The 21,751-nt window shown below is 67.4% G+C and carries 23 protein-coding genes; 8 read left to right on the forward strand and 15 right to left on the reverse strand.

Going from position 1 to position 21,751, the window contains the following annotated elements:
- Window positions 1-521 (forward strand): LysR substrate-binding domain-containing protein (locus tag ACT4N3_RS01620; RefSeq protein ID WP_444853461.1); only part of this gene is annotated, 521 nt, incomplete at its 5' end.
- Here ACT4N3_RS01620 and ACT4N3_RS01625 read toward each other — a convergent pair.
- Window positions 518-2,320 carry an acyl-CoA dehydrogenase C-terminal domain-containing protein gene (locus ACT4N3_RS01625; RefSeq protein ID WP_444853462.1) on the reverse strand — a complete coding sequence of 601 codons (1,803 nt, stop codon included), beginning with the start codon at window positions 2,318-2,320 and terminating at the stop codon, window positions 518-520. The genes ACT4N3_RS01620 and ACT4N3_RS01625 overlap by 4 nt on opposite strands.
- Before the next feature lie 39 nt (window positions 2,321-2,359).
- Entirely contained in the window at window positions 2,360-2,767 is a 408-nt protein-coding gene (locus tag ACT4N3_RS01630) for a MerR family transcriptional regulator (protein ID WP_444853463.1), read from the reverse strand.
- Window positions 2,768-2,881: 114 nt separating this feature from the next.
- Between ACT4N3_RS01630 and purF the strand changes: the two genes are divergently transcribed.
- Entirely contained in the window at window positions 2,882-4,360 is a 1,479-nt protein-coding gene (gene purF, locus ACT4N3_RS01635; protein WP_444853464.1) for an amidophosphoribosyltransferase, read from the forward strand.
- Window positions 4,360-5,070, forward strand: a complete 711-nt coding sequence (locus tag ACT4N3_RS01640) for an SDR family NAD(P)-dependent oxidoreductase (protein WP_444853465.1) — start codon at window positions 4,360-4,362, stop codon at window positions 5,068-5,070. Before purF ends, ACT4N3_RS01640 begins: the two co-directional genes overlap by 1 nt.
- A 10-nt stretch (window positions 5,071-5,080) precedes the next feature.
- On the opposite strand, the gene ACT4N3_RS01645 is transcribed toward ACT4N3_RS01640, so the two are convergent.
- The 4 genes from ACT4N3_RS01645 to ACT4N3_RS01660 form a co-directional block, all read right to left on the reverse strand.
- On the reverse strand, window positions 5,081-5,650 hold the full coding sequence (locus ACT4N3_RS01645; RefSeq protein ID WP_444853466.1) for a TetR/AcrR family transcriptional regulator: 570 nt from the start codon (window positions 5,648-5,650) through the stop codon (window positions 5,081-5,083).
- A 99-nt stretch (window positions 5,651-5,749) separates the two neighbouring features.
- On the reverse strand, window positions 5,750-7,021 hold the full coding sequence (locus ACT4N3_RS01650; RefSeq protein ID WP_444853467.1) for a class I SAM-dependent methyltransferase: 1,272 nt from the start codon (window positions 7,019-7,021) through the stop codon (window positions 5,750-5,752).
- A gap of 15 nt (window positions 7,022-7,036) precedes the next feature.
- On the reverse strand, window positions 7,037-8,059 hold the full coding sequence (locus ACT4N3_RS01655) for a 2-oxoacid:ferredoxin oxidoreductase subunit beta (protein ID WP_444853468.1): 1,023 nt from the start codon (window positions 8,057-8,059) through the stop codon (window positions 7,037-7,039).
- Window positions 8,060-8,140: 81 nt separating this feature from the next.
- On the reverse strand, window positions 8,141-10,021 hold the full coding sequence (locus tag ACT4N3_RS01660) for a 2-oxoacid:acceptor oxidoreductase subunit alpha (protein WP_444853469.1): 1,881 nt from the start codon (window positions 10,019-10,021) through the stop codon (window positions 8,141-8,143).
- Between the two features lie 122 nt (window positions 10,022-10,143).
- On the opposite strand from ACT4N3_RS01660, the gene ACT4N3_RS01665 reads away from it, so the two are divergent.
- Genes ACT4N3_RS01665 through ACT4N3_RS01675 form a run of 3 tightly spaced genes read left to right on the forward strand, consistent with a single transcriptional unit; the run spans window position 10,144 to window position 12,038 of the window.
- Complete coding sequence (locus tag ACT4N3_RS01665; protein WP_444853470.1) at window positions 10,144-11,094, forward strand: alpha/beta hydrolase; 951 nt, start codon at window positions 10,144-10,146, stop codon at window positions 11,092-11,094.
- On the forward strand, window positions 11,091-11,558 hold the full coding sequence (locus ACT4N3_RS01670) for an RNA pyrophosphohydrolase (protein WP_444853471.1): 468 nt from the start codon (window positions 11,091-11,093) through the stop codon (window positions 11,556-11,558). Before ACT4N3_RS01665 ends, ACT4N3_RS01670 begins: the two co-directional genes overlap by 4 nt.
- 57 nt (window positions 11,559-11,615) lie before the next feature.
- Entirely contained in the window at window positions 11,616-12,038 is a 423-nt protein-coding gene (locus ACT4N3_RS01675; RefSeq protein ID WP_444853472.1) for a DUF3775 domain-containing protein, read from the forward strand.
- On the opposite strand, the gene ACT4N3_RS01680 is transcribed toward ACT4N3_RS01675, so the two are convergent.
- The gene (locus ACT4N3_RS01680) at window positions 12,035-12,475 is read right to left on the reverse strand and encodes a 2'-5' RNA ligase family protein (RefSeq protein ID WP_444853473.1); all 441 of its coding nucleotides are present in this window, start codon (window positions 12,473-12,475) and stop codon (window positions 12,035-12,037) included. The two genes, ACT4N3_RS01675 and ACT4N3_RS01680, sit on opposite strands and share 4 nt — an antisense overlap.
- 56 nt (window positions 12,476-12,531) lie before the next feature.
- Window positions 12,532-14,466 (reverse strand): potassium transporter Kup, encoded by a 1,935-nt coding sequence (locus ACT4N3_RS01685; protein ID WP_444853474.1) that lies wholly within the window; start codon window positions 14,464-14,466, stop codon window positions 12,532-12,534.
- 155 nt (window positions 14,467-14,621) lie between these two features.
- Here ACT4N3_RS01685 and ald point away from each other — a divergent pair, with 155 nt between their 5' ends.
- Complete coding sequence (ald, locus tag ACT4N3_RS01690; protein WP_444853475.1) at window positions 14,622-15,722, forward strand: alanine dehydrogenase; 1,101 nt, start codon at window positions 14,622-14,624, stop codon at window positions 15,720-15,722.
- Between the two features lie 152 nt (window positions 15,723-15,874).
- Here the strand turns inward: ald and ACT4N3_RS01695 are convergent, their stop codons facing one another.
- Genes ACT4N3_RS01695 through ccmC form a run of 7 tightly spaced genes read right to left on the reverse strand, consistent with a single transcriptional unit; the run spans window position 15,875 to window position 20,743 of the window.
- Window positions 15,875-16,570, reverse strand: a complete 696-nt coding sequence (locus tag ACT4N3_RS01695) for a tetratricopeptide repeat protein (protein ID WP_444853476.1) — start codon at window positions 16,568-16,570, stop codon at window positions 15,875-15,877.
- Window positions 16,570-16,980, reverse strand: a complete 411-nt coding sequence (locus tag ACT4N3_RS01700) for a cytochrome c-type biogenesis protein (protein WP_444853477.1) — start codon at window positions 16,978-16,980, stop codon at window positions 16,570-16,572. Before ACT4N3_RS01700 ends, ACT4N3_RS01695 begins: the two co-directional genes overlap by 1 nt.
- Window positions 16,977-17,507 carry a DsbE family thiol:disulfide interchange protein gene (locus ACT4N3_RS01705; protein ID WP_444853478.1) on the reverse strand — a complete coding sequence of 177 codons (531 nt, stop codon included), beginning with the start codon at window positions 17,505-17,507 and terminating at the stop codon, window positions 16,977-16,979. The genes ACT4N3_RS01700 and ACT4N3_RS01705 overlap by 4 nt, the downstream gene beginning before the upstream one ends.
- On the reverse strand, window positions 17,504-19,441 hold the full coding sequence (locus ACT4N3_RS01710; protein ID WP_444853479.1) for a heme lyase CcmF/NrfE family subunit: 1,938 nt from the start codon (window positions 19,439-19,441) through the stop codon (window positions 17,504-17,506). The genes ACT4N3_RS01705 and ACT4N3_RS01710 overlap by 4 nt, the downstream gene beginning before the upstream one ends.
- A complete protein-coding gene (gene ccmE / locus ACT4N3_RS01715; RefSeq protein WP_444853480.1) occupies window positions 19,438-19,878 on the reverse strand; it encodes a cytochrome c maturation protein CcmE in 441 nt (146 codons plus the stop codon). The genes ACT4N3_RS01710 and ccmE overlap by 4 nt, the downstream gene beginning before the upstream one ends.
- Window positions 19,879-19,892: 14 nt before the next feature.
- Window positions 19,893-20,024 carry a heme exporter protein CcmD gene (gene ccmD, locus ACT4N3_RS01720; protein ID WP_444853481.1) on the reverse strand — a complete coding sequence of 44 codons (132 nt, stop codon included), beginning with the start codon at window positions 20,022-20,024 and terminating at the stop codon, window positions 19,893-19,895.
- Window positions 20,021-20,743: a heme ABC transporter permease CcmC gene (gene ccmC / locus ACT4N3_RS01725; protein WP_444853482.1), complete on the reverse strand. Its 723-nt coding sequence runs from the start codon at window positions 20,741-20,743 to the stop codon at window positions 20,021-20,023. Before ccmC ends, ccmD begins: the two co-directional genes overlap by 4 nt.
- Before the next feature lie 89 nt (window positions 20,744-20,832).
- Here ccmC and ACT4N3_RS01730 point away from each other — a divergent pair, with 89 nt between their 5' ends.
- Window positions 20,833-21,750: a DMT family transporter gene (locus ACT4N3_RS01730; protein WP_444853483.1), complete on the forward strand. Its 918-nt coding sequence runs from the start codon at window positions 20,833-20,835 to the stop codon at window positions 21,748-21,750.
- Window position 21,751: the final 1 nt, after the last annotated feature.

Raw genomic sequence — 21,751 nt, forward strand, 5'->3', positions numbered from 1 at the left:
AGCGCACGCACCCCGAAATCGACCTGCGCCTCTCCACCAACAACAACCGCGTCGACATCGCCGAGGAAGGCCTGGATTTCGCGATCCGCTTCGGCGACGGCGCCTGGCACGGCACCGAGGCGGACAAGCTGTTCGACGCGCCGCTCACCCCGCTCTGCGCGACGGACGTGGCGGCGCGGCTGAAGGAGCCCGCCGATCTCGCCCACGAAACCTTGCTCCGCTCCTATCGCATCGACGACTGGCCCCTATGGTTCCGCGCCGCCGGTCTGGAGCCGCCGCGCCTGCGCGGGCCAGTGTTCGATTCCGCAGCGCTCATGGTCGAAGCGGCGCGGCGCGGCCACGGCGTCGCGCTCGCACCAGCCCGGCTGTTCTCACGTGTCCTCGCCGATAGCGACATCGCCCAGCCCTTCGCGATCGAAGCCGGTGGCGACGGCTATTGGCTGACGCGGCTCAAGTCGCGCCCGCTCAACGCGGCGATAACCGCGTTCCGCGATTGGCTGCTTGCCGAAACGGCGCCCTAAAACGCCTCCATCGGCAGCGCCATCAGGCTCTCGCTCCCGGTCTCGATCTTCCGCCTGAGCGCATTGCTTTCCGGCATGATCTTGTCGGCGAAGAAGCGGCCGGTGATCAGCTTGTTGCGGTGGAAATCGGCATCCTCCGCGCCGGCCGCCAGCGCCGCGCTGCTCGCGCTCGCCATCCGGAGCCACATCAGGCCGAGGCAGACGATGCCCATGATGTGCATGTAATTGTAGGAGGCGGCGCCGGCATTGTTCGGGTTGGTCATCGCGTTCTGCGTCAGCCACATCGATGCGGTCTGGAGGTCGCCATTGGCCCGCTCCAGCGCCGCGGCGAGCGCCGCCACCGTCGTGTCGGACGAGCCCTTGCCCGCCGCCGCTTCCTCGCCGACCATCTTCATGAAGGCCTGGATCGCGCGGCCGCCGTCCTTGGGCAGCTTGCGGCCAACCAGGTCGAGCGCCTGGACGCCGTTCGTGCCCTCGTAGATCTGGGCGATGCGGGCGTCGCGGACGAACTGCTCCATGCCCCATTCGCGGATATAGCCGTGGCCGCCGAACACCTGCTGGCTGTTGACCGCCGCGTCGAAGCCCTTGTCGGTGAGATAGCCCTTGATGACCGGCGTGAGCAGGCCGAGCAGGTCGTCGGCGGCGATCCGCTCCTCCTCGGTCTGCGCCTTGCGGCTGATGTCGACCTGGAGCGCGCCCCACAGGACGAAGGCGCGGGCGCCCTCGTTGAAGGCCCGCGCCTCCATCAGCATCCGGCGCACGTCGGGATGGTGGATGATCGTGTCGGCCTTGGCGTCGGCCTCGCGCTCCTCGGGGCGCAGCGCCCGACCCTGCCGCCGCTCTTTCGCGTAGGCGACCGCGTTCTGATAGGCGATCTCGCCCTGCGCCAGCCCCTGCAGGCCAACGCCGAGCCGGGCGGCGTTCATCATGATGAACATCGCCGCCAGCCCCTTCTCCGGCTCGCCGACCAGATAGCCGGTCGCATTGTCATAGTTGAGCAGACAGGTCGAATTGCCGTGGATGCCCATCTTGTGCTCGATCGAGCCGCAGGAGACGCCGTTGCGTTCGCCGAGCGAGCCATCGTCGTTCACGATGAACTTGGGGACGATGAACAGGCTGATGCCCTTCACATTGTCCGGCGCCCCGGTGATCTTGGCGAGGACGAGGTGGATGATGTTCTCGGCGAGGTCATGCTCGCCGGCCGAGATGAAGATCTTGGTGCCGCTGATCCGGTAGCTGCCGTCGGCCTGCGGCTCCGCCTTGGTCTTGATGAGCCCGAGATCGGTGCCGCAATGCGGCTCGGTCAGGTTCATCGTCCCGGTCCATTTGCCGGCGACCATGTTGGGCAGGTAGGTCTGCTTCTGCTCGTCCGAGCCCTTGACCAGGATCGAGGCCATCGCTCCCTGGGTCAGGCCGTTATACATCTCGAACGCCTGGTTGGCGGAGAGCAGATATTCGGTGACCGCGGTGGCGAGGACGGAGGGCAGCCCCTGCCCGCCATATTGCTCGGGCGAGTGAAGCGTCGTCCAGCCGCCGGCGACGAACTGGTCGTACGCCTCCTTGAAGCCCTTGGGCGTCGTCACGCTGCCATCGGCATGGCGGGTGCAGCCTTCCTCGTCGCCCGAGCGGTTGAGCGGGTGCAGCACCTCGCTCGCGAAGCGGCCGCCCTCGGTCAGGATCGCCTCGATCACGTCCGGCGTCGCATTCTCGAAGCCGGGCAGGTTCGAGTAGCGCTCGATCCCCAATATCTGCTCGAGGACGTAGCGCGTGTCGCGGACCGGCGCGGTGTAGCTGGGCATGGCTTCCCTCCCTCGGACTCGCGTCGGACGGCGCGGCTCTCAGGCCGACTCGACCATCGCGATGAAGCGTTCAAGTTCTTCGATCGTGGCGTCGATGTCGACCTTCTGCTTCCTGAGCAGATCGACCCGGCCCCGGCATTTTTCCAGCGTCACCCGCCGCTGCGAGGCGCGATCGTCGTCGACATCGTAAAGATCGATCATCTCGCGGATCTCGGCGAGGCTGAACCCGACTCGCTTGCCGCGCAGGATCCAGGCGAGCCGCGCCCGGTCGCGCCAGCTGTAAACCCGCGTCAGGCCTTCCCGCCGCGGCGCGATCAGGCCCTCATCCTCATAAAAGCGCAACGCCCGGGCGGTAACGCCGAACTCGTCGCACAATTGGGTGATCGTGTAGGTGCGCGCGCTGCGGTCGTCGGCCCGATAATCGGCGTGGAGCGCGGTTTGCGACATCGCCCGCCGCCTAGGCGCACTTTACGTTAACGTCAAGCATTCGACAAGGCGCGTGGACGGGGGCGACAAGCCGGCCCGTGACTCCTATATGACCGCCAGCGCGCCGGGATTCTCATGCTGACGACTCATCCATTTCAGGACGACAAGCTCCGCGAAGAGTGCGGCGTGTTCGGCGTCTGGGACATCGAGACCGCCGCCGCGGTCGCCGCGCTCGGCCTCCACGCCCTTCAGCATCGCGGCCAGGAGGCGGCGGGCATCACCAGCTTCGACGGCGCCGGCTTCCACAGCCACCGCGCCATGGGCCATGTCGCCGGCAATTTCGACAAGGACGAGATCATCCGCGCCCTCGCCGGCCGCTCGGCGATCGGCCATGTCCGCTATTCGACCACCGGCGCCTCGGCGCTGCGCAACGTCCAGCCCCTGTTCGCCGAGCTCGCCACGGGCGGCTTCGCGGTCGCCCATAACGGCAACATTTCCAACGCGATGCGGCTGCGCCGCGAGCTCAACGCCCGCGGCTCGATCTTCCAGTCGACCTCCGATACCGAGGTCATCATCCACCTCGTCGCCACCTCCGGCTACCGCTCGCTGCTTGATCGCTTCATTGATGCCCTGAAGCACGTCGAAGGCGCCTACAGCCTGGTCTGCCTGACCGAGGAAGGGATGATCGCCTGCCGCGATCCGCTCGGCATCCGGCCCCTGGTCATGGGCAAGCTGGGCGAGGCGACCATCTTCGCCTCCGAGACGGTGGCGCTCGACGTGATCGGCGCGACCTATGTCCGCAGCGTCGCGCCCGGCGAGCTGATCGTCGTCTCGGAGCGCGGCGTCGAGAGCCACCGGCCGTTCGCTCCGGCCCGACCCCGGCCCTGCATCTTCGAGCATGTCTATTTCTCGCGGCCGGATTCGATCGTCGACGGCGCCTCGGTCTACACCGTCCGCAAGGCGATCGGCGCCGAGCTGGCGCGCGAGAGCGGAGTCGAGGCCGACCTCGTCGTGCCGGTGCCCGATTCGGGCGTGCCGGCGGCATTGGGGTACGCGCAGGAAAGCGGCATTCCGTTCGAGCTCGGCATCATCCGCTCGCATTATGTCGGCCGCACCTTCATCCAGCCCGGCGATCAGGTCCGCCACCTTGGCGTCAAGCTGAAGCACAATGCGAACAGCGCCCTGATCAAGGGCAAGCGGCTGATCCTCGTCGACGATTCGATTGTGCGCGGCACGACCAGCCTCAAGATCGTCCAGATGATGCGCGAGGCCGGCGCGACCGAGGTCCATATGCGGATCGCCAGCCCGCCGACCCGCCATTCCTGCTTCTACGGCGTCGATACGCCGGAGCGGACCAAGCTGCTCGCCGCCCGCATGGATGTCGCGGCGATGAACCAATATATCGGCGCCGACAGCCTCGCCTTCGTGTCGATCGATGGCCTCTACCGCGCGCTCGGCGAACCCGGCCGCGATCTCCATGGGGATGTTGCCGGCGATGTTCACGCCCCCAGCCATTGCGACGCCTGCTTCTCCGGCGACTATCCGACCGCGCTGACCGATCATGACGATTCCGAGCAGCGCGGCCAGCTCATTCCGATCGAGCGCTACGCCTGATGACGGGATTGCTCGACGGCAGGCTCGCTCTGGTCACCGGAGCGAGCCGCGGGATCGGCGCGGCGACCGCCGAAGCGCTGGCCGGCGCCGGCGCCCATGTCGTCCTCACCGCCCGCACTGCGACCGAGCTCGAGGCGATCGAGGACCGGATCCACGCCAGCGGCGGATCGGCGACTATCGCGCCCCTCGATCTGACCGAAAGCGACAGCGTCGCCCGGTTGGCGAGCGCGATCGCCGGACGATGGGACAAGCTCGACATTCTGGTGCTCAATGCCGCGATGCTCGGGACGTTGGGGGCCGTCGCGCAGATCGACGGCAAGGAGTATAACCGCATATTGACCCTCAATGTCCTAGCACAACAGGCTATGATTGCTGCATTTGATGGACTGATGCGACGAAGCGACGGGGCCAGGTTGATCGCCGTCACTTCCAGCGTCGGACAGGCCCCGCGCGCCTATTGGGGGGGCTATGGCTCATCCAAGGCTGCGCTTGAGAATCTCGTTCTAAGCTATTCACAGGAAGTCGGAAATATCACAAGCATTCGCGCCGCGATCGTCGATCCCGGAGCGACGGCGACCCAGATGCGCGCCCGCGCCTTTCCGGGCGAAGATCCAGCAACGCTGAAGCCGCCGGCGGCGGTCGCCGACGCCATTCTCGACCTGCTCGAAAGCGACTTCGAAAATGGCCGGTTAATCGCCGTTAACGGTTGAAGCCTCCTCGTTAACCGGTCGGAAAGTTTGATTGCAAAATCGCCAGCAGCGCGCCGGACGGCGGCTTCGCGAAGCCGGCGGCGTCATCCGGCGATCGCAGCGGCGCGGCGAGGTGAATGGCGTGAAAAAGGCGGGCGAAAGCGTGCGCTTCGGCTCCCTTGATGCCGTATGCGGCCGCCAACAGGGTCGTCGTCACCAGCTCGCGCCGGTCATCGGCCTTGCGGACAATCTCGCTCAGCTCGGCATCGTTGAGGGTCAGCGCGCGCACCCCTCTTTCGAGCCGATGATCGGCCGTCTCGGTGAGCGCGAGCAGCGCCCGGAGACGCTCCAGGGGCTTGCTGCCGACCGATGCGGCACGCCCAACCGATTCGCTCTCCGCCTCCGCCCAGGCCCTTGCGACCGCGCCGGTCAGTTCCTCTATCCCCTTGAAATGGTGATAGAATGATCCCTTCGTCCGGTGCGCGCGCCGGCACAGATGATCGACCGTGAAGCGCGCCGGCCCCTCCAGCCGCAGCGTCTTGACCGCGAGATCGACCCAATCCTGGCGGCGGAAGATGGCGAGCGGCTTCTTAGCCGGCACGGGGCCGAACCGTACGATATGGTATGGTCATCGCCCCGGCCATACCGCCGGTCATGCTTTTCGGCAAGAAACGCCATACTTCGCGGTATGGCGCGCGATTCAACGCCGGATCAGCGTGATTTGGGCGACATCGATGCCGCCGCCCCGGAATCCGCCCTCGCAATACATCAGATAATAGCGCCAGAGATCGTTAACCTTGGTTACGAAACCCGGCGGCAGTCGATCTTCGGCGATCGCCGCATCGTAACGCTCACGCCAGATCCGCAGCGTTTCGGCATAATGACGGCCATAGCCCTGGCGATCAGTCCACTCGAGGCCCGCCTCGCTGGCGAGCCGGGCGAAGCGCTCCTCCTCGATCAGCATCCCGCCGGGAAAGATGTAGGTCTGGATAAAATCGGCGTTTGCCGCATAGGCGTCGAACAATTCCGTTCGCATCGAAATGAGTTGCAGTGCGGCCTTACCCCCTGATTTCAACGCGCGGGCGATCGCGGCGAGGTAATCTGGCCAGTAGGCCTGGCCGACCGCCTCGACCATCTCGACCGAGACGACCGCGTCGAATGACGCCATGACGTCACGATAGTCAGTGAGCGCTATCTCGACCCGGTCGGCCAAGCCGGCGGCCGCCAGGCGCCGTTCCGCATAGGCTTTCTGCTCTTCCGACAGCGTCAGGCCGACAACCCGCACACCGTAATCGCGGGCCGCCAGCTCCGCGAGGCCGCCCCAACCGCAACCGATCTCGAGCAGCCGCTGGCCCGGCTTCAGGTCCAGCCTGTCGAGCAGCAACCGGTTCTTGCGCGCCTGCGCCTCCTCCAGCGGCTCGCCGGGCGCGGCCGGATCGGCGAAGACAGCGCTGGAATAGGTCATGCCCGGATCGAGCCAGGCCGCGTAGAAATCGTTCCCCAAGTCGTAATGATGGGCAATGTTCGTCCGCGCCCGCGCCCGGTCGTTGTGGCGAAGGGCGTGGGCGAGGCGATTGAGCAGGCGCCACGGCCCCTTCGCGCGACCGGCATTGCCCAGGGGGGCGGCGTTGCGCGCGAACAGATCGAAGAGCGGCACCGGATCAGGGCTCGACCATTCGCCCTTCGCCCAGGCCTTGTACCAGCCCACCGAACCCGAGACGGCGAGCCGGACGAGTGCCCGCCAGTCGTGCAAGCGCACAATGGCCACGGGCCCGTCGTCCCGGCCGCCGAGCGTTCGTGTCGCACCGTCCGGCAGCGTCGCTTCAATCCTGCCCTGCGCCAGGCCCGCGTCGATCCTATCGAGCAGTCGCGAGAAACCGCCGGCAAACAGTCGTGAGATCAGCCCGCCCCCTGTCGCGAAGCCGCGATCGGCCTGGACGAGGTGGAGGCCGCGAGCGTCCGGTGACGTCATGACGCCGCCCGCACGCTAAATCTCCCGCGGCTCCTTGCCGACCTGCCAGGTCTGGCCCTTGGCGACCAGCGCCTGCAGGTCGGCGGGCTTGCCCTTCGCCGCCGCTGCATTCTGCTCGCGCACAGCGCTCTCGAAGGTCGGGCGGGGATCGTCGTAGATGACGCCCAGCGCCATCGGGAAGCTGCCGATCGGCATGTCGATCAGCATATGCGCCACCGCCTTGTTGGCCGGATCGTGGACGATGACATCGGCCGCCTGCCAGTCTCCCTCGACCACATCGACGACCGTGAGGTTCAGCGCTTCCCGGTCGAGGGCGATGCCCTTGGCGCCGTTGTCGAACAGCATCGGTTCGCCCGCCTTCAGCCAGAGCTGCTTGCCGGCATTCTCCTTGGCGGTGAAGGGTGCGAACACGTCGTCATTGTAGACGATGCAGTTCTGGAAGATCTCGACGAAGGCGGCGCCCTTGTGGGCGTGGGCGGCCTTGAGCACGTCCGGCAAATTCTTGTGCACGTCGATCGCGCGGGCGACGAAGCGGGCCGACGAGCCCAATGCGAAGGCGCAGGGGCGAACCGGCCGGTCGACCGAGCCGAACGGCGTCGAGGGCGAGCGCGTGCCGACCCGTGATGTCGGAGAATATTGGCCTTTCGTAAGACCATAAATCTCATTGTTGAAAAGCAATATCTGGCAATCGAGGTTGCGGCGGATGAGGTGCATCGTGTGATTGCCGCCGATCGACAACGCGTCGCCGTCGCCGGTGATGATCCAGACGTCGAGATCGGGATTGGCGAGCTTCACCCCCGTCGCGATCGCCGGCGCCCGGCCGTGGATCGTGTGGAAGCCGTAGGTTTCCATATAATAAGGAAAGCGGCTCGAGCAGCCGATGCCGGAGACGAACACCGTCCGCGCCGGATCGACGCCGAGGTCCGGCATCGTCCGCTGCACCGCCTTCAGCACCGCATAGTCCCCGCAGCCGGGGCACCAGCGTACCTCCTGATCGGTGGCGAAATCCTTGGGGGTCAGCTTGACCATCTCGGTCATGGATCAATCCTCAACGCATGTAGTAGATGATCGCCAGCACGACGATCAGCATCAGCACCAGCGGGATCAGGCGGGGCGGGTTCATCGGAGCGCCTCCCCGATCGCCGCCTCGATCTCGGCGATCTTGAACGGCTGGCCGGAGGTCTTGGTCACCGGCCGGGCGTCGACCAGATACTGGTCGCGGAGCAGGGTCTTGAGTTGCCCCTTGTTCATCTCCGGCACGATGATCCGGTCGTAAGACTTTAGAAGATCATCAAGATTCACTGGAAGCGGCCAGATATGGCGGATGTGGATGTGGCTGACGTCCAGTCCCCGCTTGCGGGCGCGGCGAACGGCCTGATGGATCGGCCCGAAGGTCGAGCCCCAGCCGACGACGGCCAGCTTGCCGCCCGCCTCGCCGAGGCAGACCTCCTGGTCCGGGCAGGAGCGGGCGACGCCGAGCACCTTGTCGGCGCGGATGTCGGTCATCGCCTGATGGTTGTCGGGGGAATAGTCGATATGGCCGGTGCCGACGTTCTTCTCGATGCCGCCGATCCGGTGCATCAATTTCTCCGTCCCCGGCCTGATCCAGACCCGGGCGAGCTTGCCGTCGCGGGCATAGGGATTGACCGCCTCGCCCTCCCCCGGCGGTTCGTCGTGGAACGCGACCGGGAACGGCGCGTAGCCGGCCATGTCCGGCACTTTCCAGGGTTCGGCGGCATTGGCGATATAGCCGTCGGTCAAGAGCATCACCGGCGTCATATACTGGACCGCGATCCGGCACGCCTCGATCGCGCAATCGAAAGCGTCGGCGGGCGAGCGGGCGGCGATCACCGGCAGCGGCGCGTCGCCGTTGCGGCCATAGACCGCCTGATAAAGGTCGGACTGCTCGGTCTTGGTCGGCAGGCCGGTCGAGGGACCGCCGCGCTGCGAGTTGATGATCACCAACGGCAGCTCGGTCATGATCGCGAGGCCCATCGCCTCGGTCTTGAGCGCGATGCCGGGGCCGGACGAGGAGGTAACGCCGAGCGAGCCGGCGAAGCTCGCCCCGATCGACGCACCGATCGCCGCGATCTCGTCCTCCGCCTGGAAGGTGGTGACATTATATTCCTTGAGGCGCGACAGATGGTGGAGGATCGCCGAGGCCGGGGTGATCGGATAGCCGCCGAAGAACATCGGCAGCCCGGCGAGCTTCGCGCCCGCGACGAGCCCGAGCGAGATCGCCTCGGCGCCGGTGACCGTGCGGTAAAGGCCCGGCTCGGCCGCGGCCGGCGCGATGCTGTGCTGGTGGACATGGCCGTCCATCTCCGCCGTCTCGCCATAGGCATGGCCGGCGTTGAGGGCGGCGATATTGGCCTCGGCGAGCTCGGGCGCCTTGGCGAACTTGGCCTTGAGCCAGTCGACGATCGGCTGGCGGTCGCGGTCGAACATCCAGAGCGCGAGCCCCAAAGTCCACATGTTCTTGCAGCGCAGTGCTTCCTTGTTGCCGAGGCCGAAGGGCTTCACCGCATCGAGGGTCAGCTGCGAGATGTTGAGCCGCACGACCCGCCACTGGGCGAGCGTGTCGTCGTCGAGCGGATTGCCGTCATATCCCGCCTTGGCGAGGTTGCGCGCGCCGAACTCGCCTTCGTCGGCGATGATCAGGCCGCCGAGCTTCAGGTCCGCGACATTGGTCTGGAGCGCCGCCGGGTTCATCGCGATCAGCACGTCCGGCGCGTCCCCCGCCGTCTCGATCGCCGCCGAGCCGAAATTGATCTGGAAAGCCGAGACGCCGAACGTCGTCCCCTGCGGCGCGCGGATCTCGGCCGGGAAATCTGGGAAGGTGGCGAGATCGTTGCCGGCGAGCGCGGTCGAGAGGGTGAACTGGCCACCGGTCAGCTGCATGCCGTCGCCGGAATCGCCGGCGAAACGGACCACCACCGATTCCAGCGGTTCGTCATGATGGGCTTCTTCGGGCGTGAGATAATGGGTGGCGGTCGCCAAGAGTCGGCCTTTCGCGGGGTGGACAGCCAATCTAGACCCCCACCCTCGCCGCGACAACCGCGCCAGGCCGATTTCCTAGGGGGCGATGGACGAGCCGCTTCCAGCTTCGTAGGAAGCTCGCCGTGAGCGAACCCTATGTGCGGCCGGACGTGCGGCTCTTCCTTGACTATCTGAACGCGCTGCCGGGCCCGAAAACCTATGAGGTCGGCCCGGTCGAGGCGCGGCGGATGATCGTCGCCTCGCGCTTCGTCGCCGACGCGCCGACCGGCGAGCTGGCGCTGATCCGCGATCTCTCCTGCCCCGGCCCGGGCGGCGACATCCCACTGCGGCTGTTCGACGCCCAGGCGGAACGCGGCGAAGCCGGCTCGCTGCTGGTCTATTTCCACGGCGGCGGCTTCGTGTTCGGCGATCTCGACACCCACGAGCCGATCTGCGCCGAACTGGCGCGTCAGCTCGACATGCCGGTGCTCGCGGTCGATTATCGCCTTGCGCCCGAGCATCCCTGCCCGGCCGGCGTGGAGGACGCGATTGCCGCGACGCGCTGGGCCGCGGGCAGTCCGGCGGCGCTGGAGCGCCAGGTCTCCGGGCTGGTGCTGGCCGGCGACAGCGCCGGCGGCAATTTCGCCATCGTGACCAGCCTTTCGCTCCGCGACGAGCCGGCGGCGGTGCCCGTCCTGGCCCAATGGCCGATCTACCCGGCCGCCGATCCGGGCACGACCCATCCGAGCCGCGCCGATTTCGGCGCCGGCTATATGCTGACCGAAGCCAGCATCGACTGGTTCGATGATTGCTATGCCGGCAATGAGGGCGACTGGCGCTACGCCCCGCTGGTCAAGAGCCAGGCCGGAATGCCGCCGACTCTCGTCACCACCGCCAGCCTCGATCCGATCCGCGACCAGGGTCGGGCCTATGCGGCGGCCTGCGTCCAGGCCGGCGTGCCGACCATCTTCATCGAGGCGGTGGGCAATGTGCACGGCTTCGTCAATCTGCGGCGCGCCGTCCCGTCCACCGACGGCGACATCTTGCGCTCGGTCGCGGCGCTGAAGCTGCTTCTCGCGGCGCGCGCGCGATGAAGGACGCAGGCTATCGGCCGGCGGCGGCGGTGATGCTGCTCAACCGCGAAGGGAAGGTCTGGGTCGGCCAGCGGCTCGATAACGCGCTGGACGCCTGGCAGATGCCGCAGGGCGGCCTCGATCCCGGCGAGGACCCGCTCGAAGGCGCTTACCGCGAGCTGGAAGAGGAAACCGGGATCGCCCGCCGCCATGTCGAGCTGATCGCCCGTGCACCAGAGGAGCTCCTTTACGATCTGCCGCCGGATCTCATCGGCAAGGTCTGGAAGAAGAACTGGCGCGGCCAGCGCCAGAGCTGGTTCCTCATGCGCTTCGCCGGCGAGGATTCGGACGTCAACATCCAGACCGCCGAGCCGGAGTTCCGCGCCTGGAAATGGGCCGAGCCCGCCGAGCTGCCGGCGATGATCGTGCCGTTCAAGAAGCAGCTCTACGAGGACGTGCTGAGGACGTTCGCGCAGTGGCTCTAGGGGCCACGGGAACCGCATCCCCCACCTCACGTTTCCGAACTTCGAAGGAGAGGCGCAATGGACCTGCTGACCCCGCTCGACACGTTCTGCCGGCTGATCCTGCGCGCCAAGGAGCTGGAGGCGCAGGTGCCGACGGCGAACGAGGTGCAGGATGCCGACGACGTCGATGATTATGACGACGACGGCGATCAGGCGCTGTCGGTGCTGGACGACGATCTCAACGACGGCGTCGAGGAGGAGGTGCAGGCGCTGCTCGACGACCTCGCCGACGATCAGCTCGCCGAGACGCTCGCTTTGGCCTGGGTCGGCGCCGGCACCTATGACGCGGGCGAATGGGACGAGGCGTTCGCCGAGGCGAGCGAGCTCGACGCGGAGCAGCGGCTCGGCGAATTGATGGACATGCCCCTGCTCGGCGGCCATCTCGAAGCCGGCCTCGCCGCCTTCGACTATAATTGCGACGGCGTCGGCCAGACCGACTAAAGCCGGAACGGCCACTCCCGGATCGGCTCCCAGGGGCCGCCGCGATAGCGCCAGGCGGCTAGTCCCCGGATCGCGAGCGGCCTCGGTATGAAGCCGGCCGCGAGCCGCTGCTGCAACGCCCGCGCTTTCTTCGTTTCGACCTTGTTCTGGATCGTGATATGCGGCCGCCACGGCGCCTGGTCCTGCGGGATCAGAAGGCCGTGAAAGGCCTCGGCCAGCGCCTCCCGGATTGCCGCCAGCGCCTCGCTCTCGACCCTGAAAGCGGTTCCGCCCCCAAGATCGAGGATGCCGGCGACGATCGCCGCCGGTCGCGGCGACGCCGTGGCAATGGCGAGCCGCCGCCCGAGTTCGTCCTCCATCGTCGGCGGCAGATGACGGAACAAGGTCAGATGCGCCGGCACCTGGTTGCGCTCCGCCGGATAATGTTTGCGCCGCAATTGCTGGAGCCAGCCATCGTCGCCCGGCGCGAAGGTCGCGGTGACGATGAGCGCGCTCAGATCTCGACCTGCGAGCCCAGCTCGACCACCCGGTTCGGCGGCAGCTTGAAGAAGTCCATCGCGCTTTCGGCGTTGCGCATCATCCAGGCGAACAGATGCTCGCGCCAGATCGCCATGCCGGGCTTCGGGCTGGCGATCAGGGTCTGCCGGGCGAGGAAGAAGCTGGTGTCCATCATCTTGAACTGAGGCCCGCACTCCTCGACCCGCGCCAGCGCCGCGGGCACGTCGGTCTCCTGCATGAAGCCGTAGCGGATGATCAGCCGGAAGAAGCCTTCGCCGAGCGGCTCGAGATGGAAGGTCTTCTCCTCCTCGACATAGGGCACATCCTCGATCTTCACGGTCAGGATCAGGATGCGCTCGTGCAGCACCTTGTTGTGCTTGAGGTTGTGGAGCAGCGCGTGCGGGATGCCGTCCGCGGCGGTGGTCATGAAGACGGCGGTGCCGGGTACGCGGGCGGCGCTGGCGGCGGCGGACTTGATGAAGATCTTGGCCGGCATCGCCGCCTCGTTCATCCGCAGAATCATCAGCTTGCGGCCGCGCGCCCAGGTGGTGAGCAAAGTGAAGGCGAACAGGCCGACAAGCAGCGGGAACCAGCCGCCGTCCGGCACCTTGATCAGATTGGCGCCGAAATAGGCAAGGTCGACGAGGAAGAAGAGCGCCAGTATCGGTATCGCCAGCCAGGGCTTCCAGCGCCAGAGCTGGAACAGCACCACCGCGAGCAGGCAGGTGTCGATGAACATCGCTCCGGTCACTGCGATGCCGTAGGCGGCGGCGAGGTTGGATGAGTTCTGGAAGCTGAGCACCAGGGTGATCACCATCACCATCAGCGCCCAGTTGATCACCGGGATGTAGATCTGCCCCATCGCCCGCTCGCTGGTGTGCCGGATGCGAAGCCGCGGGATGAAACCGAGATGCATCGCCTGCTGCGTCACCGAGAAGGCGCCCGAGATCACCGCCTGGCTGGCGATGACCGTCGCGAAGGTGGCGAGGATGACGAGCGGCAGCCGCAGCGCTTCCGGCGCGAGCAGGAAAAAGGGATTGCGCAGCGTCTCGGTCGCGGTCGCGGCGTCCTGAGCCAGCACCATCGCCCCCTGCCCCATATAGTTGAGCATCAGCGCGGGCATGACGAAAACCAGCCAGGAGACGCCGATCGGCCGCCGCCCGAAATGGCCCATATCGGCATAGAGCGCCTCGGCGCCCGTGACTGCGAGCACAACCGAGCCCATGGCGATAAAGGCGGCCCAGCGGTCGGTGAGGAAGAAATTGACCGCGTTCAACGGGTTGATCGTATGCCAGATGATCACGGGATCGGTTGCGATATGCATGATTCCGAGCACCGAGATGGTAATGAAATAGAGGATCATGATCGGCCCGAAGAGCGCGCCGACCCGCGCAGTGCCGTGCGCCTGGATCGCGAACAGGCCGACCAGGATGCCGACCGCGATCGGCACGACATAGGGGCCGAAGCCCGATTCGACCGTGGTCAGGCCCTCGACCGCCGACAGGACCGAGATCGCCGGCGTGATCATCGAATCGCCATAGAACAAGGCGCAGGCGAACACGCCGAGCAGGACGATGCCCGCCGTCCAGCGCCGCTGCTCCTTCTCCGTCTTGCGATTGATCAAAGCGAGAAGCGCGAGGCTGCCGCCCTCGCCTTTGTTGTCCGCCCGCATGATCGTCATGACATATTTGAAGGTCACGACGATCATCATCGACCAGAAGATCAGGCTGAGGACGCCGAGAATCTCGGTCGGCCCATGCTCCAGCCGGTGATGGCCGGAGAAGGTCTCGCGAAAGGCGTAGATCGGGCTCGTGCCGATATCGCCGAAGACGATGCCGATCGCGCCGACCGACAGCCTCAGGATTCCCGAATGATGTTCGTGCCCGGCCGCATGCGCGGCGGGTGTGTGGGCGGCAGCGCTATCGCTCATTGGTCAGGAACGTAAACGTCCGCCTTCCTCGCTCGCTCCAACCCCCCGGAGCGGCGCGCGGCTTAGCATCGCCCTTCCGCCTCCGCAACGGCGACAAGCTTGCGGCGTCCCGTTATAGAGCCGCCGGAAACCGGCCTGAACTAGGGAGAGACCAGATGCGCGTCGGCGTGCCCAAGGAGATCAAGAATCACGAATATCGGGTCGGGCTGACGCCGCCCTCGGTCGCCGAGCTGGTCGCCGCCGGCCACGAAGTGATCGTCGAAACCAAGGCCGGCGACGGCATCGACTTCACCGACAAGGAATATCAGGCAGTCGGCGCGCGCATCGTCGCCACCGCCGCCGATGTCTTCGCCCAGTCCGACATGATCGTGAAGGTGAAGGAGCCTCAACCGGTCGAGATCGCGATGCTGGAGCCCCGGCATTTGCTCTTCACCTATCTCCACCTCGCCCCCGATCCCGAGCAGACCAAGGGCCTGATGGCCTCCGGCGCGACCTGCATCGCCTATGAGACGGTGACCGCCAGGGACGGCTCGCTTCCCCTGCTGAAACCGATGAGCGAGGTCGCGGGCCGGATGTCGGTCCAGGTCGGCGCCCATTATCTCGAAAAAGAGCAAGGCGGCCGCGGCGTGCTGCTCGGCGGCGTGCCCGGCGTCGCGCCGGCGCGGGTCGCGATCCTCGGCGGCGGCGTCTCGGGCGTCAACGCGGCGCAGATGGCGGTCGGCATGCGCGCCGACGTCACCATCTACGACATCTCCAACGCCCGGCTCGCCGAGCTCGACATGTTTTTCGGCAGCCAGATCAAGACCGCTTATGCCAGCAAGGCGGCGATCGCCGCGGCGGTGAAGAACGCCCATCTGGTGATCGGTGCCGTGCTGGTTCCGGGCGCGGCCGCTCCGAAGCTCGTGACGCGCGAGATGCTGAAGACGATGAAGCGCGGCTCGGTGCTGGTCGACATCGCGATCGATCAGGGGGGCTGCTTCGAAACCTCGCGTCCGACCACCCACAGCGACCCCGTGTTCGAGGTCGAGGGCGTGATCCATTATTGCGTCGCCAACATGCCGGGCGCGGTCGCCCGCACCTCGGCCTTCGCGCTCAACAACGCCACCCTCCCCTTCGCGCTCAAGCTCGCCAATCTCGGCGCCGAAGCGGCGATGAGGGCGGACCCTCACTTGGCCGAGGGCCTCAACGTCTCCGGTGGCAAGATCCGCCATCAGGCGGTCGCCGAAGCGCTCGGCCTGCCGTACGAGGCGGCCTGACGGTCCACCCTTCGGAGTCATCCCGGCGAAAGCCGGGACCTATGAGCACCTGCCGATATGGAGAGGCGTTACTGCGTTCGCCTCGTTCTCCAATTCCGAGTGCATGGGTCCCGGCTTTCGCCGGGATGACTCCTGTTTGAAGTGCCTGCTGCTTACCGGCTGTTTTGCACCGCAGGCGCGACGCCATTCGCATCGGCCGGAGCCGCAGGCATCGGCCCGGCCGGTATCTCGCCCCGCGCCCGCGCCGTCTCGAGCGCGCGCAGCCGTTCCTCGATCGCGGCGCGGTAGGTCGCGCTCGGCGGCGCGCTGGCGAGCAACTGCCGCCACACCCGCTCCGCCTCGGCATAATTGCCGCCCTGGGCGAGCGCGAGGCCATAGAAGAAGGCCGGGCCGGGATGTTCCGGCGCGATCTGCGCCGCGCGCTGGAAGGCGAGTTGCGCCGACGGGCTCATCATCCCGTTCGCGTGGATGACCAGCGCATTGCCGAGCCCCACCCAAAGATCGGCGTCGCGCGGGCTCTCGCGCAATCCCGCCTGAATGATCTCGACCGCGGTACGCGTGTCGCCCCGCCGCTGATAGCCCTCAGCCATGGTCAGCCAGCGCGACGCCGCGTCGAAGCGGCCGAGCAGCTCCTGTCTGAGCTGCGCGAACTGGCTCTCCTCCATCGGCTGGCGAGCCGGCGGCGCCTTCGGGCTTCCGGCGAGCCCAGGCCGCCCCTGCCAGGCATAGCCGGCGAGCGCGACGAACAGGGCCGCGCCGAGCAATTGCCGTGCCGCCATGTCGCGCACGAACCACCACAGGCCGGCGAAGACCAAAAGCGCCAGGATCAGGATGGTGATCCAGCCCATCAGGTCTTCCGCCGCTTGAAGCGGTTGCGGGCGAGGAACAGGCCGAACAGGACGAGCAGGATCGGCGCGCCCCAGAGCGGCCAGGTCAAGGGCTCGACCGGCGGATCGTAGGTCACCCAATTGCCGTAGCGGGAGATCAGCCAGTCGCGGATTTGCTCCGGCGTTTCGCCGGCTCGAATGCGGGTGCGGACGAGGTGGCGCATGTCGCCGGCCATCTCGGCATCGCTGTCCGAGATCGCCTGCCCCTGGCAAACGAGGCAGCGAAGCGTTTCCATCAGCGCCCGCGCCTGCGCCTCCTGCCGCGGATCGGGCAGCTGCCTGTTCGCATATTCCGCCGCCGGCATCAGCGAATCGGCGAGCACCGGCGTCGCGACGAGCAGCAGCAAGGCGGCGGCGAGCAAGGCCCTCATCGCGCCGCCTCCCAGGCCGCGACGATCCTTGGCACGTCCTCGGCCATCACCGCGCCGATATGCTGGTGGCGGATGATGCCGCGGCCGTCGATCACGAACGTCTCCGGCACGCCGGCCGAGCCCAGGTTCAATTGCACCCGCCGGTCGACATCGGCGCCGATCGCCTGGAACGGGTTGCCATAGGTGGCGAGGAAGGCGGCGAGATCCTCCGGCCGGTCGCGCACGGCGATGCCGTCGATCGGGACGCCGCGCCGGGCAAGCTCGGCGAGCGGCCCCGCCTCGGCCCGGCAGGGAATGCACCAGCTGGCGAAGATGTTGACCACCCGCGGCTGGCCCTGACGATAGGCCGCGCTGGTCAGGCCCGGCTGGTTCGGCATGCCCGGCGCAAGCGTGAATTCCGGCACAGGCTGGCCGACGAGCGCCGACTGGATGTTCCGGCTCGCCGGCCAATAGAGTCCGCGCACGATGAAGCCGACGATCAGGACGAAGACGATCAGCGGCACCCAGAGGATCAGCCGGCGCTTCATGCCATCGCCTCCTCGAGCTTCGCCCGCGCCGCCTTGCGCTCGCGCCGCACGCGGCCGATCAGCGCCAGCAGACCGCCGAGCGCGACCATGCCGCCGCCCAGCCAGATCAGGGTCACCAGCGGCTTCCACCACAATCGGAGCTGCCAGCGCCCCTGCTCGTCCGCCTCGCCGACCGAGATATAGAGCTGGCCGTCCCACAGGGTCGCGATCGCCGCCTCGCTGGTCGGCGTCGGCGGCGTGGAGAACATCCGCGCCTGCGGAGCCATCTGAAAGGGGGTCGCGCCCTCGCCGCGCTGTGCCGTCAGCCGCGCCTCGACCGCGGTCCAGTTCGGCCCGGCGACCGGCTCGACGCTGTCGAAGCGGACGCTGAACGGGCCGACATGCGTCGTCTGGCCCGGGCTGGCCGCCACCAGCGTCTCGCGGATGAACGCGCTTTCCGACGCCATGCCGGTCAGCGCCACCGCGATGCCGAGATGGGCGATCACCATGCCCCAGATGAAGAGCGGCGTGCGCCGGAGATTGCGGCCCCACAAAGGCGCGACGCTCGCCGCCGCCACGCCTGGCGCCAGCATCAGGCCGAGCAGCGGCAGGAGCCGGATGTCCGGTGCGAAGACGATCAACGCGAGGAGAGCCGCGGCGCTGAGCAGGATCGGCAATGCCAGCCGGTTGCCGAGCGCCTTGAACCGATCGCTCCGCCAGCGCAGCAGCGCCCCAGCGCTCATGATCGCCACGAGGACGAGCGCGACCGGCCCGGCGGCGCTGTTGAAATAAGGCGGCCCGACCGAAAGCTTCTCCCCGGTCACCGCCTCGACGATCAGCGGATAGATCGTGCCCACGAACACAACGCCGAGAATGACGGTGAGCAACAGATTGTTGACCACCAGCGCGCCCTCGCGGCTGACCAGATCGAAGCGCGAACCTTCCTTCACCGTGCGGATGCGGAGCGCGAACAAGGCGAGCGCGCCGCCGATATAAAGGACCAGAAGCGCAAGGATGAACGCGCCCCGCTCCGGATCGACCGCGAAGGCGTGGACGCTGGTCAGGATGCCGGAGCGGACGAGGAACGTCCCGATCATCGACATCGAGAAGGCGACCACCGCCAGCATCACCGTCCAGGCGCGGAGGCCATCGCGGGTCGCGAGCACGGTCACGCTGTGCAGCAAGGCGGTCGCCGCCAGCCAGGGCATCAGGCTCGCATTCTCGACCGGGTCCCAGAACCACCAGCCGCCCCAGCCAAGCTCGTAATAGGCCCAATAGGAGCCGGCGGTGATGCCGAGCGTCAGGAAGATCCAGGCCCCCAGCACCCAGGGCCGCATCGCCCGCGCGAAGGCCGGCCCGACGTCGCGCGTGATGAGAGCGCCGACCGCGAAGGAGAAGGCGATCGAGATGCCGACATAGCCGAAATAGAGCGTCGGCGGATGGAAGGCCAAACCGGGGTCCTGCAGCAGCGGGTTGAGGCCGTTGCCCTCGATCGGCGCCGGCGTCAGCCGGGTGAACGGGTTCGAGGCGAAGAGCAGGAAGGCATAGAAGCCGAGCCCGATCGCCGCCTGCGCCGCCAGCGTCGCGATAAGCGTGTTCCTGGGCAGCTTGCGCTCGAATAAGGCGACGATCGCGCCCGCCACCGCGAGCACCGTTACCCAGAGCAGCATCGAGCCTTCGTGATTCCCCCAGGCGCCGGCGAACTTGTAGAGCCAGGGCTTGGCCGAATGGCTGTTCGCCGCGACCAGCTGCACGGAAAGGTCGGTCCTGAGGAACAGCCAGATCAGCATCAGGAAGGCGATGGCGGCCAGCACGCCCTGCGCCACCGCCACCGGCCGGACCGCGCCGGCGAGGTTCTCACCGCTCGGCCTCAGGCTCGCCGCGCCGAGGAAGAACTGCAGCAGCGACAAAGCCGCCGCCAGCCACAATGCCGCAAGGCCCCCTTCCGCGATCATCTGAGCGTGTTCGTTTCGTGCCGGTCGCCCTGCGGGCCGAGCCGGGGCGGCATGTAATTCTCGTCATGGCGGGCGAGGATCTCGGTCGCCATGAAGCGCCCGTCGGGCTGAAACCGCCCTTCCGCCACCACGCCGCTATTCTCACGGAACAGCTCCGGCGTGATGCCGGTGAAGCGCACCGGGATGGTCGCCGCCGTGTCGTCGCCGACGGTGAAGTCGATCGTCACCCCGTCCGGATGGCGCTGGATCGAGCCCTGTCGCACCATCCCGCCGATCCGCACCGCCCGATCGAGCGGCAATCCGCGCCGCGCGACGTCGCCGGGAGCGTAGAAGAAGCTCGCCTGGTCGCGCATCGCCGCCATCGCCAGCAGCACCGCGCCGAACACCGCCAGGCCCGCCATGACGAGCAGGATCAGGCGCTGGTTCTTGCGCTTCATGGCGTGGGCGCCAATCATGTATCGCGGCCGATCCGCTCCGCTTCGGCCTCGGCCCGCCGCATCGCCCGCCAGCTCAAAGCCGTCAGCACACCCGTCGCGACCAGCGCGATGGCGTAGGCGCCGATCACGAACGGCCAGGGGTTCATGTCGCGGCCAGCCTCTTCATCCGCGCCTCGATCTTGTTGCGCGCCAGTTCGGAGCGCATCCGCATAAGCACGACCGCGCCGAACAGCAGCGAGAAGCCGAGCGCCGAGACCAGCAGCGGCCAGAGCATCGCGGCATCGATCGTCGCGCTGCCGCGCACGAAGCTGATGCTCTGCCCCTGGTGGAGCGTGTTCCACCAGACGACCGAATAATGGATGACCGGCAGGTTGATCGCTCCCACCAGGCCGTAGATCGCGGTCAGCCGGCCTTCCCCATCCTTCTCCTTCTCAGCGCCGGCGAGCGCGATGAAGCCAATGTAGAGGAAGAATAAAACGAGCATCGAGGTCATCCGCCCGTCCCATTCCCACCAGGTTCCCCAGGCCGGCCGGCCCCAGATCGATCCGGTGGCGAGGCAGATGAAGGTGAAGACGGCGCCGGGCAGCGCGATCGCCGTTGCCGCGACCGAGGCGAGCGGGTGCCGCCAGACGATCTGCATCAGGCTTGCGACCGCGATCCCGGTCCAGCCGGCCATGCCGAGCCAGGCGGCCGGGACATGGATATAGATGATCCGCACCACTTCGCCCTGCAGCCGGTCGGGCGGCGAGATGAACAGGCCCGCGATCAGCGCGCCGGCGATCAACGCCGTCCCCGTCCAGCCCAACCAGCCGGTGAGCGGACGCGCGAGCTTCAGGAAACGGGCCGGATTCGCGAGAAAATGCATAGGTTCGGGGCGGGATGGTAGCGAAGCCGTCCGGCGCGGGGAAGCCGTCGCTTGCGCGCGCAACCCGCGCCGGGCAGGGACACGGCACCGTGACCGACGCCGCCTCCTCCCATTCCGGCCGCAGTCCCTTGTTCGGCATCGGCCTCAGGCTCGGCGCGACCATCGCCTTCGCCTTGATGGCGGCCTTGATCAAGCTGGCCGCCGATCACGGCGTCAACGCGCCGGAGCTGGTCTTCTACCGCAGCCTGTTCGCATTGCCGCCGCTCATGGTCTGGATCGCCGCCAGCCGAAACCCCGGTCGCTGGCGCACGCAGCGGCCGATCGCCCACCTCACCCGCGGTGCGATCGGCCTCACCAGCATGTTCCTCTCCTTCGGCGCTCTCACCCTGCTGCCGCTCGCCGAGGCGGTGACCCTGAGCTTCATCGCGCCTTTGTTCGCTGTCGCGCTATCGGCGCTGATCCTCTCCGAGCCGGTCGGCCGCCACCGCTGGGCCGCCGTCGCGATCGGCCTGCTTGGCGTCCTCGTCGTCATGCGGCCGGCCGGGACCGGCCTCTCACCGCTCGGCCTCGGCCTCGCCGTCGCCGGCGCGTTCAGCGTCGCGGCGGCGATGATCACCATCCGCCAGATCGGCCGCACCGAATCGACCCAGAGCATCGTTCTCTGGTTCACCCTGATCTGCACCGCCGCCGGCGCGGCGACGATGCCGGTCTTCGGCCAGCTTCACGATGGAACGACCTGGGCACTGCTTGTCGCCATGGGAACGTTCGGGGGCGTCGGCCAGCTCTTGATGACCGCCTCCCTCCGCGCCGCGCCGGTCGGCGCGGTGGTGCCATTCGATTACGCCCATCTGATCTGGGCGGCCTTGCTCGGCTGGCTGATCTGGGACACGCGCCCGCGCGCCACCACCTGGGCCGGCGCCGCGATCATCATCGCCAGCGGCCTCTACACCCTCTACCGCGAACACAAGCTCGGCCGCGAAAAGCCGCCCTCGCCGGAGCCGCTCTGAG

The organism is Sphingosinicella sp., assembly GCF_052388015.1.
Lineage (GTDB): Bacteria > Pseudomonadota > Alphaproteobacteria > Sphingomonadales > Sphingomonadaceae > Allosphingosinicella.

Excerpts from the sequence above, each read along its gene's own strand:
- ccmD (WP_444853481.1), bottom strand. The coding sequence starts at position 20,024 with ATGAACCCCTGGCCGTTCGTGATCGGCGCCTACGCCATCGCGCTGGTC.
- purF (WP_444853464.1), top strand. The coding sequence starts at position 2,882 with ATGCTGACGACTCATCCATTTCAGGACGACAAGCTCCGCGAAGAGTGC.
- ACT4N3_RS01655 (WP_444853468.1), bottom strand. The coding sequence starts at position 8,059 with ATGACCGAGATGGTCAAGCTGACCCCCAAGGATTTCGCCACCGATCAG.
- ACT4N3_RS01670 (WP_444853471.1), top strand. The coding sequence starts at position 11,091 with ATGAAGGACGCAGGCTATCGGCCGGCGGCGGCGGTGATGCTGCTCAAC.
- ccmE (WP_444853480.1), bottom strand. The coding sequence starts at position 19,878 with ATGAAGCGCAAGAACCAGCGCCTGATCCTGCTCGTCATGGCGGGCCTG.
- ACT4N3_RS01695 (WP_444853476.1), bottom strand. The coding sequence starts at position 16,570 with ATGGGCTGGATCACCATCCTGATCCTGGCGCTTTTGGTCTTCGCCGGC.
- ACT4N3_RS01710 (WP_444853479.1), bottom strand. The coding sequence starts at position 19,441 with ATGATCGCGGAAGGGGGCCTTGCGGCATTGTGGCTGGCGGCGGCTTTG.
- ald (WP_444853475.1), top strand. The coding sequence starts at position 14,622 with ATGCGCGTCGGCGTGCCCAAGGAGATCAAGAATCACGAATATCGGGTC.
- ACT4N3_RS01625 (WP_444853462.1), bottom strand. The coding sequence starts at position 2,320 with ATGCCCAGCTACACCGCGCCGGTCCGCGACACGCGCTACGTCCTCGAG.
- ACT4N3_RS01630 (WP_444853463.1), bottom strand. The coding sequence starts at position 2,767 with ATGTCGCAAACCGCGCTCCACGCCGATTATCGGGCCGACGACCGCAGC.
- ACT4N3_RS01705 (WP_444853478.1), bottom strand. The coding sequence starts at position 17,507 with ATGAAGCGCCGGCTGATCCTCTGGGTGCCGCTGATCGTCTTCGTCCTG.
- ACT4N3_RS01685 (WP_444853474.1), bottom strand. The coding sequence starts at position 14,466 with ATGAGCGATAGCGCTGCCGCCCACACACCCGCCGCGCATGCGGCCGGG.
- ACT4N3_RS01650 (WP_444853467.1), bottom strand. The coding sequence starts at position 7,021 with ATGACGTCACCGGACGCTCGCGGCCTCCACCTCGTCCAGGCCGATCGC.
- ccmC (WP_444853482.1), bottom strand. The coding sequence starts at position 20,743 with ATGCATTTTCTCGCGAATCCGGCCCGTTTCCTGAAGCTCGCGCGTCCG.
- ACT4N3_RS01700 (WP_444853477.1), bottom strand. The coding sequence starts at position 16,980 with ATGAGGGCCTTGCTCGCCGCCGCCTTGCTGCTGCTCGTCGCGACGCCG.
- ACT4N3_RS01675 (WP_444853472.1), top strand. The coding sequence starts at position 11,616 with ATGGACCTGCTGACCCCGCTCGACACGTTCTGCCGGCTGATCCTGCGC.
- ACT4N3_RS01640 (WP_444853465.1), top strand. The coding sequence starts at position 4,360 with ATGACGGGATTGCTCGACGGCAGGCTCGCTCTGGTCACCGGAGCGAGC.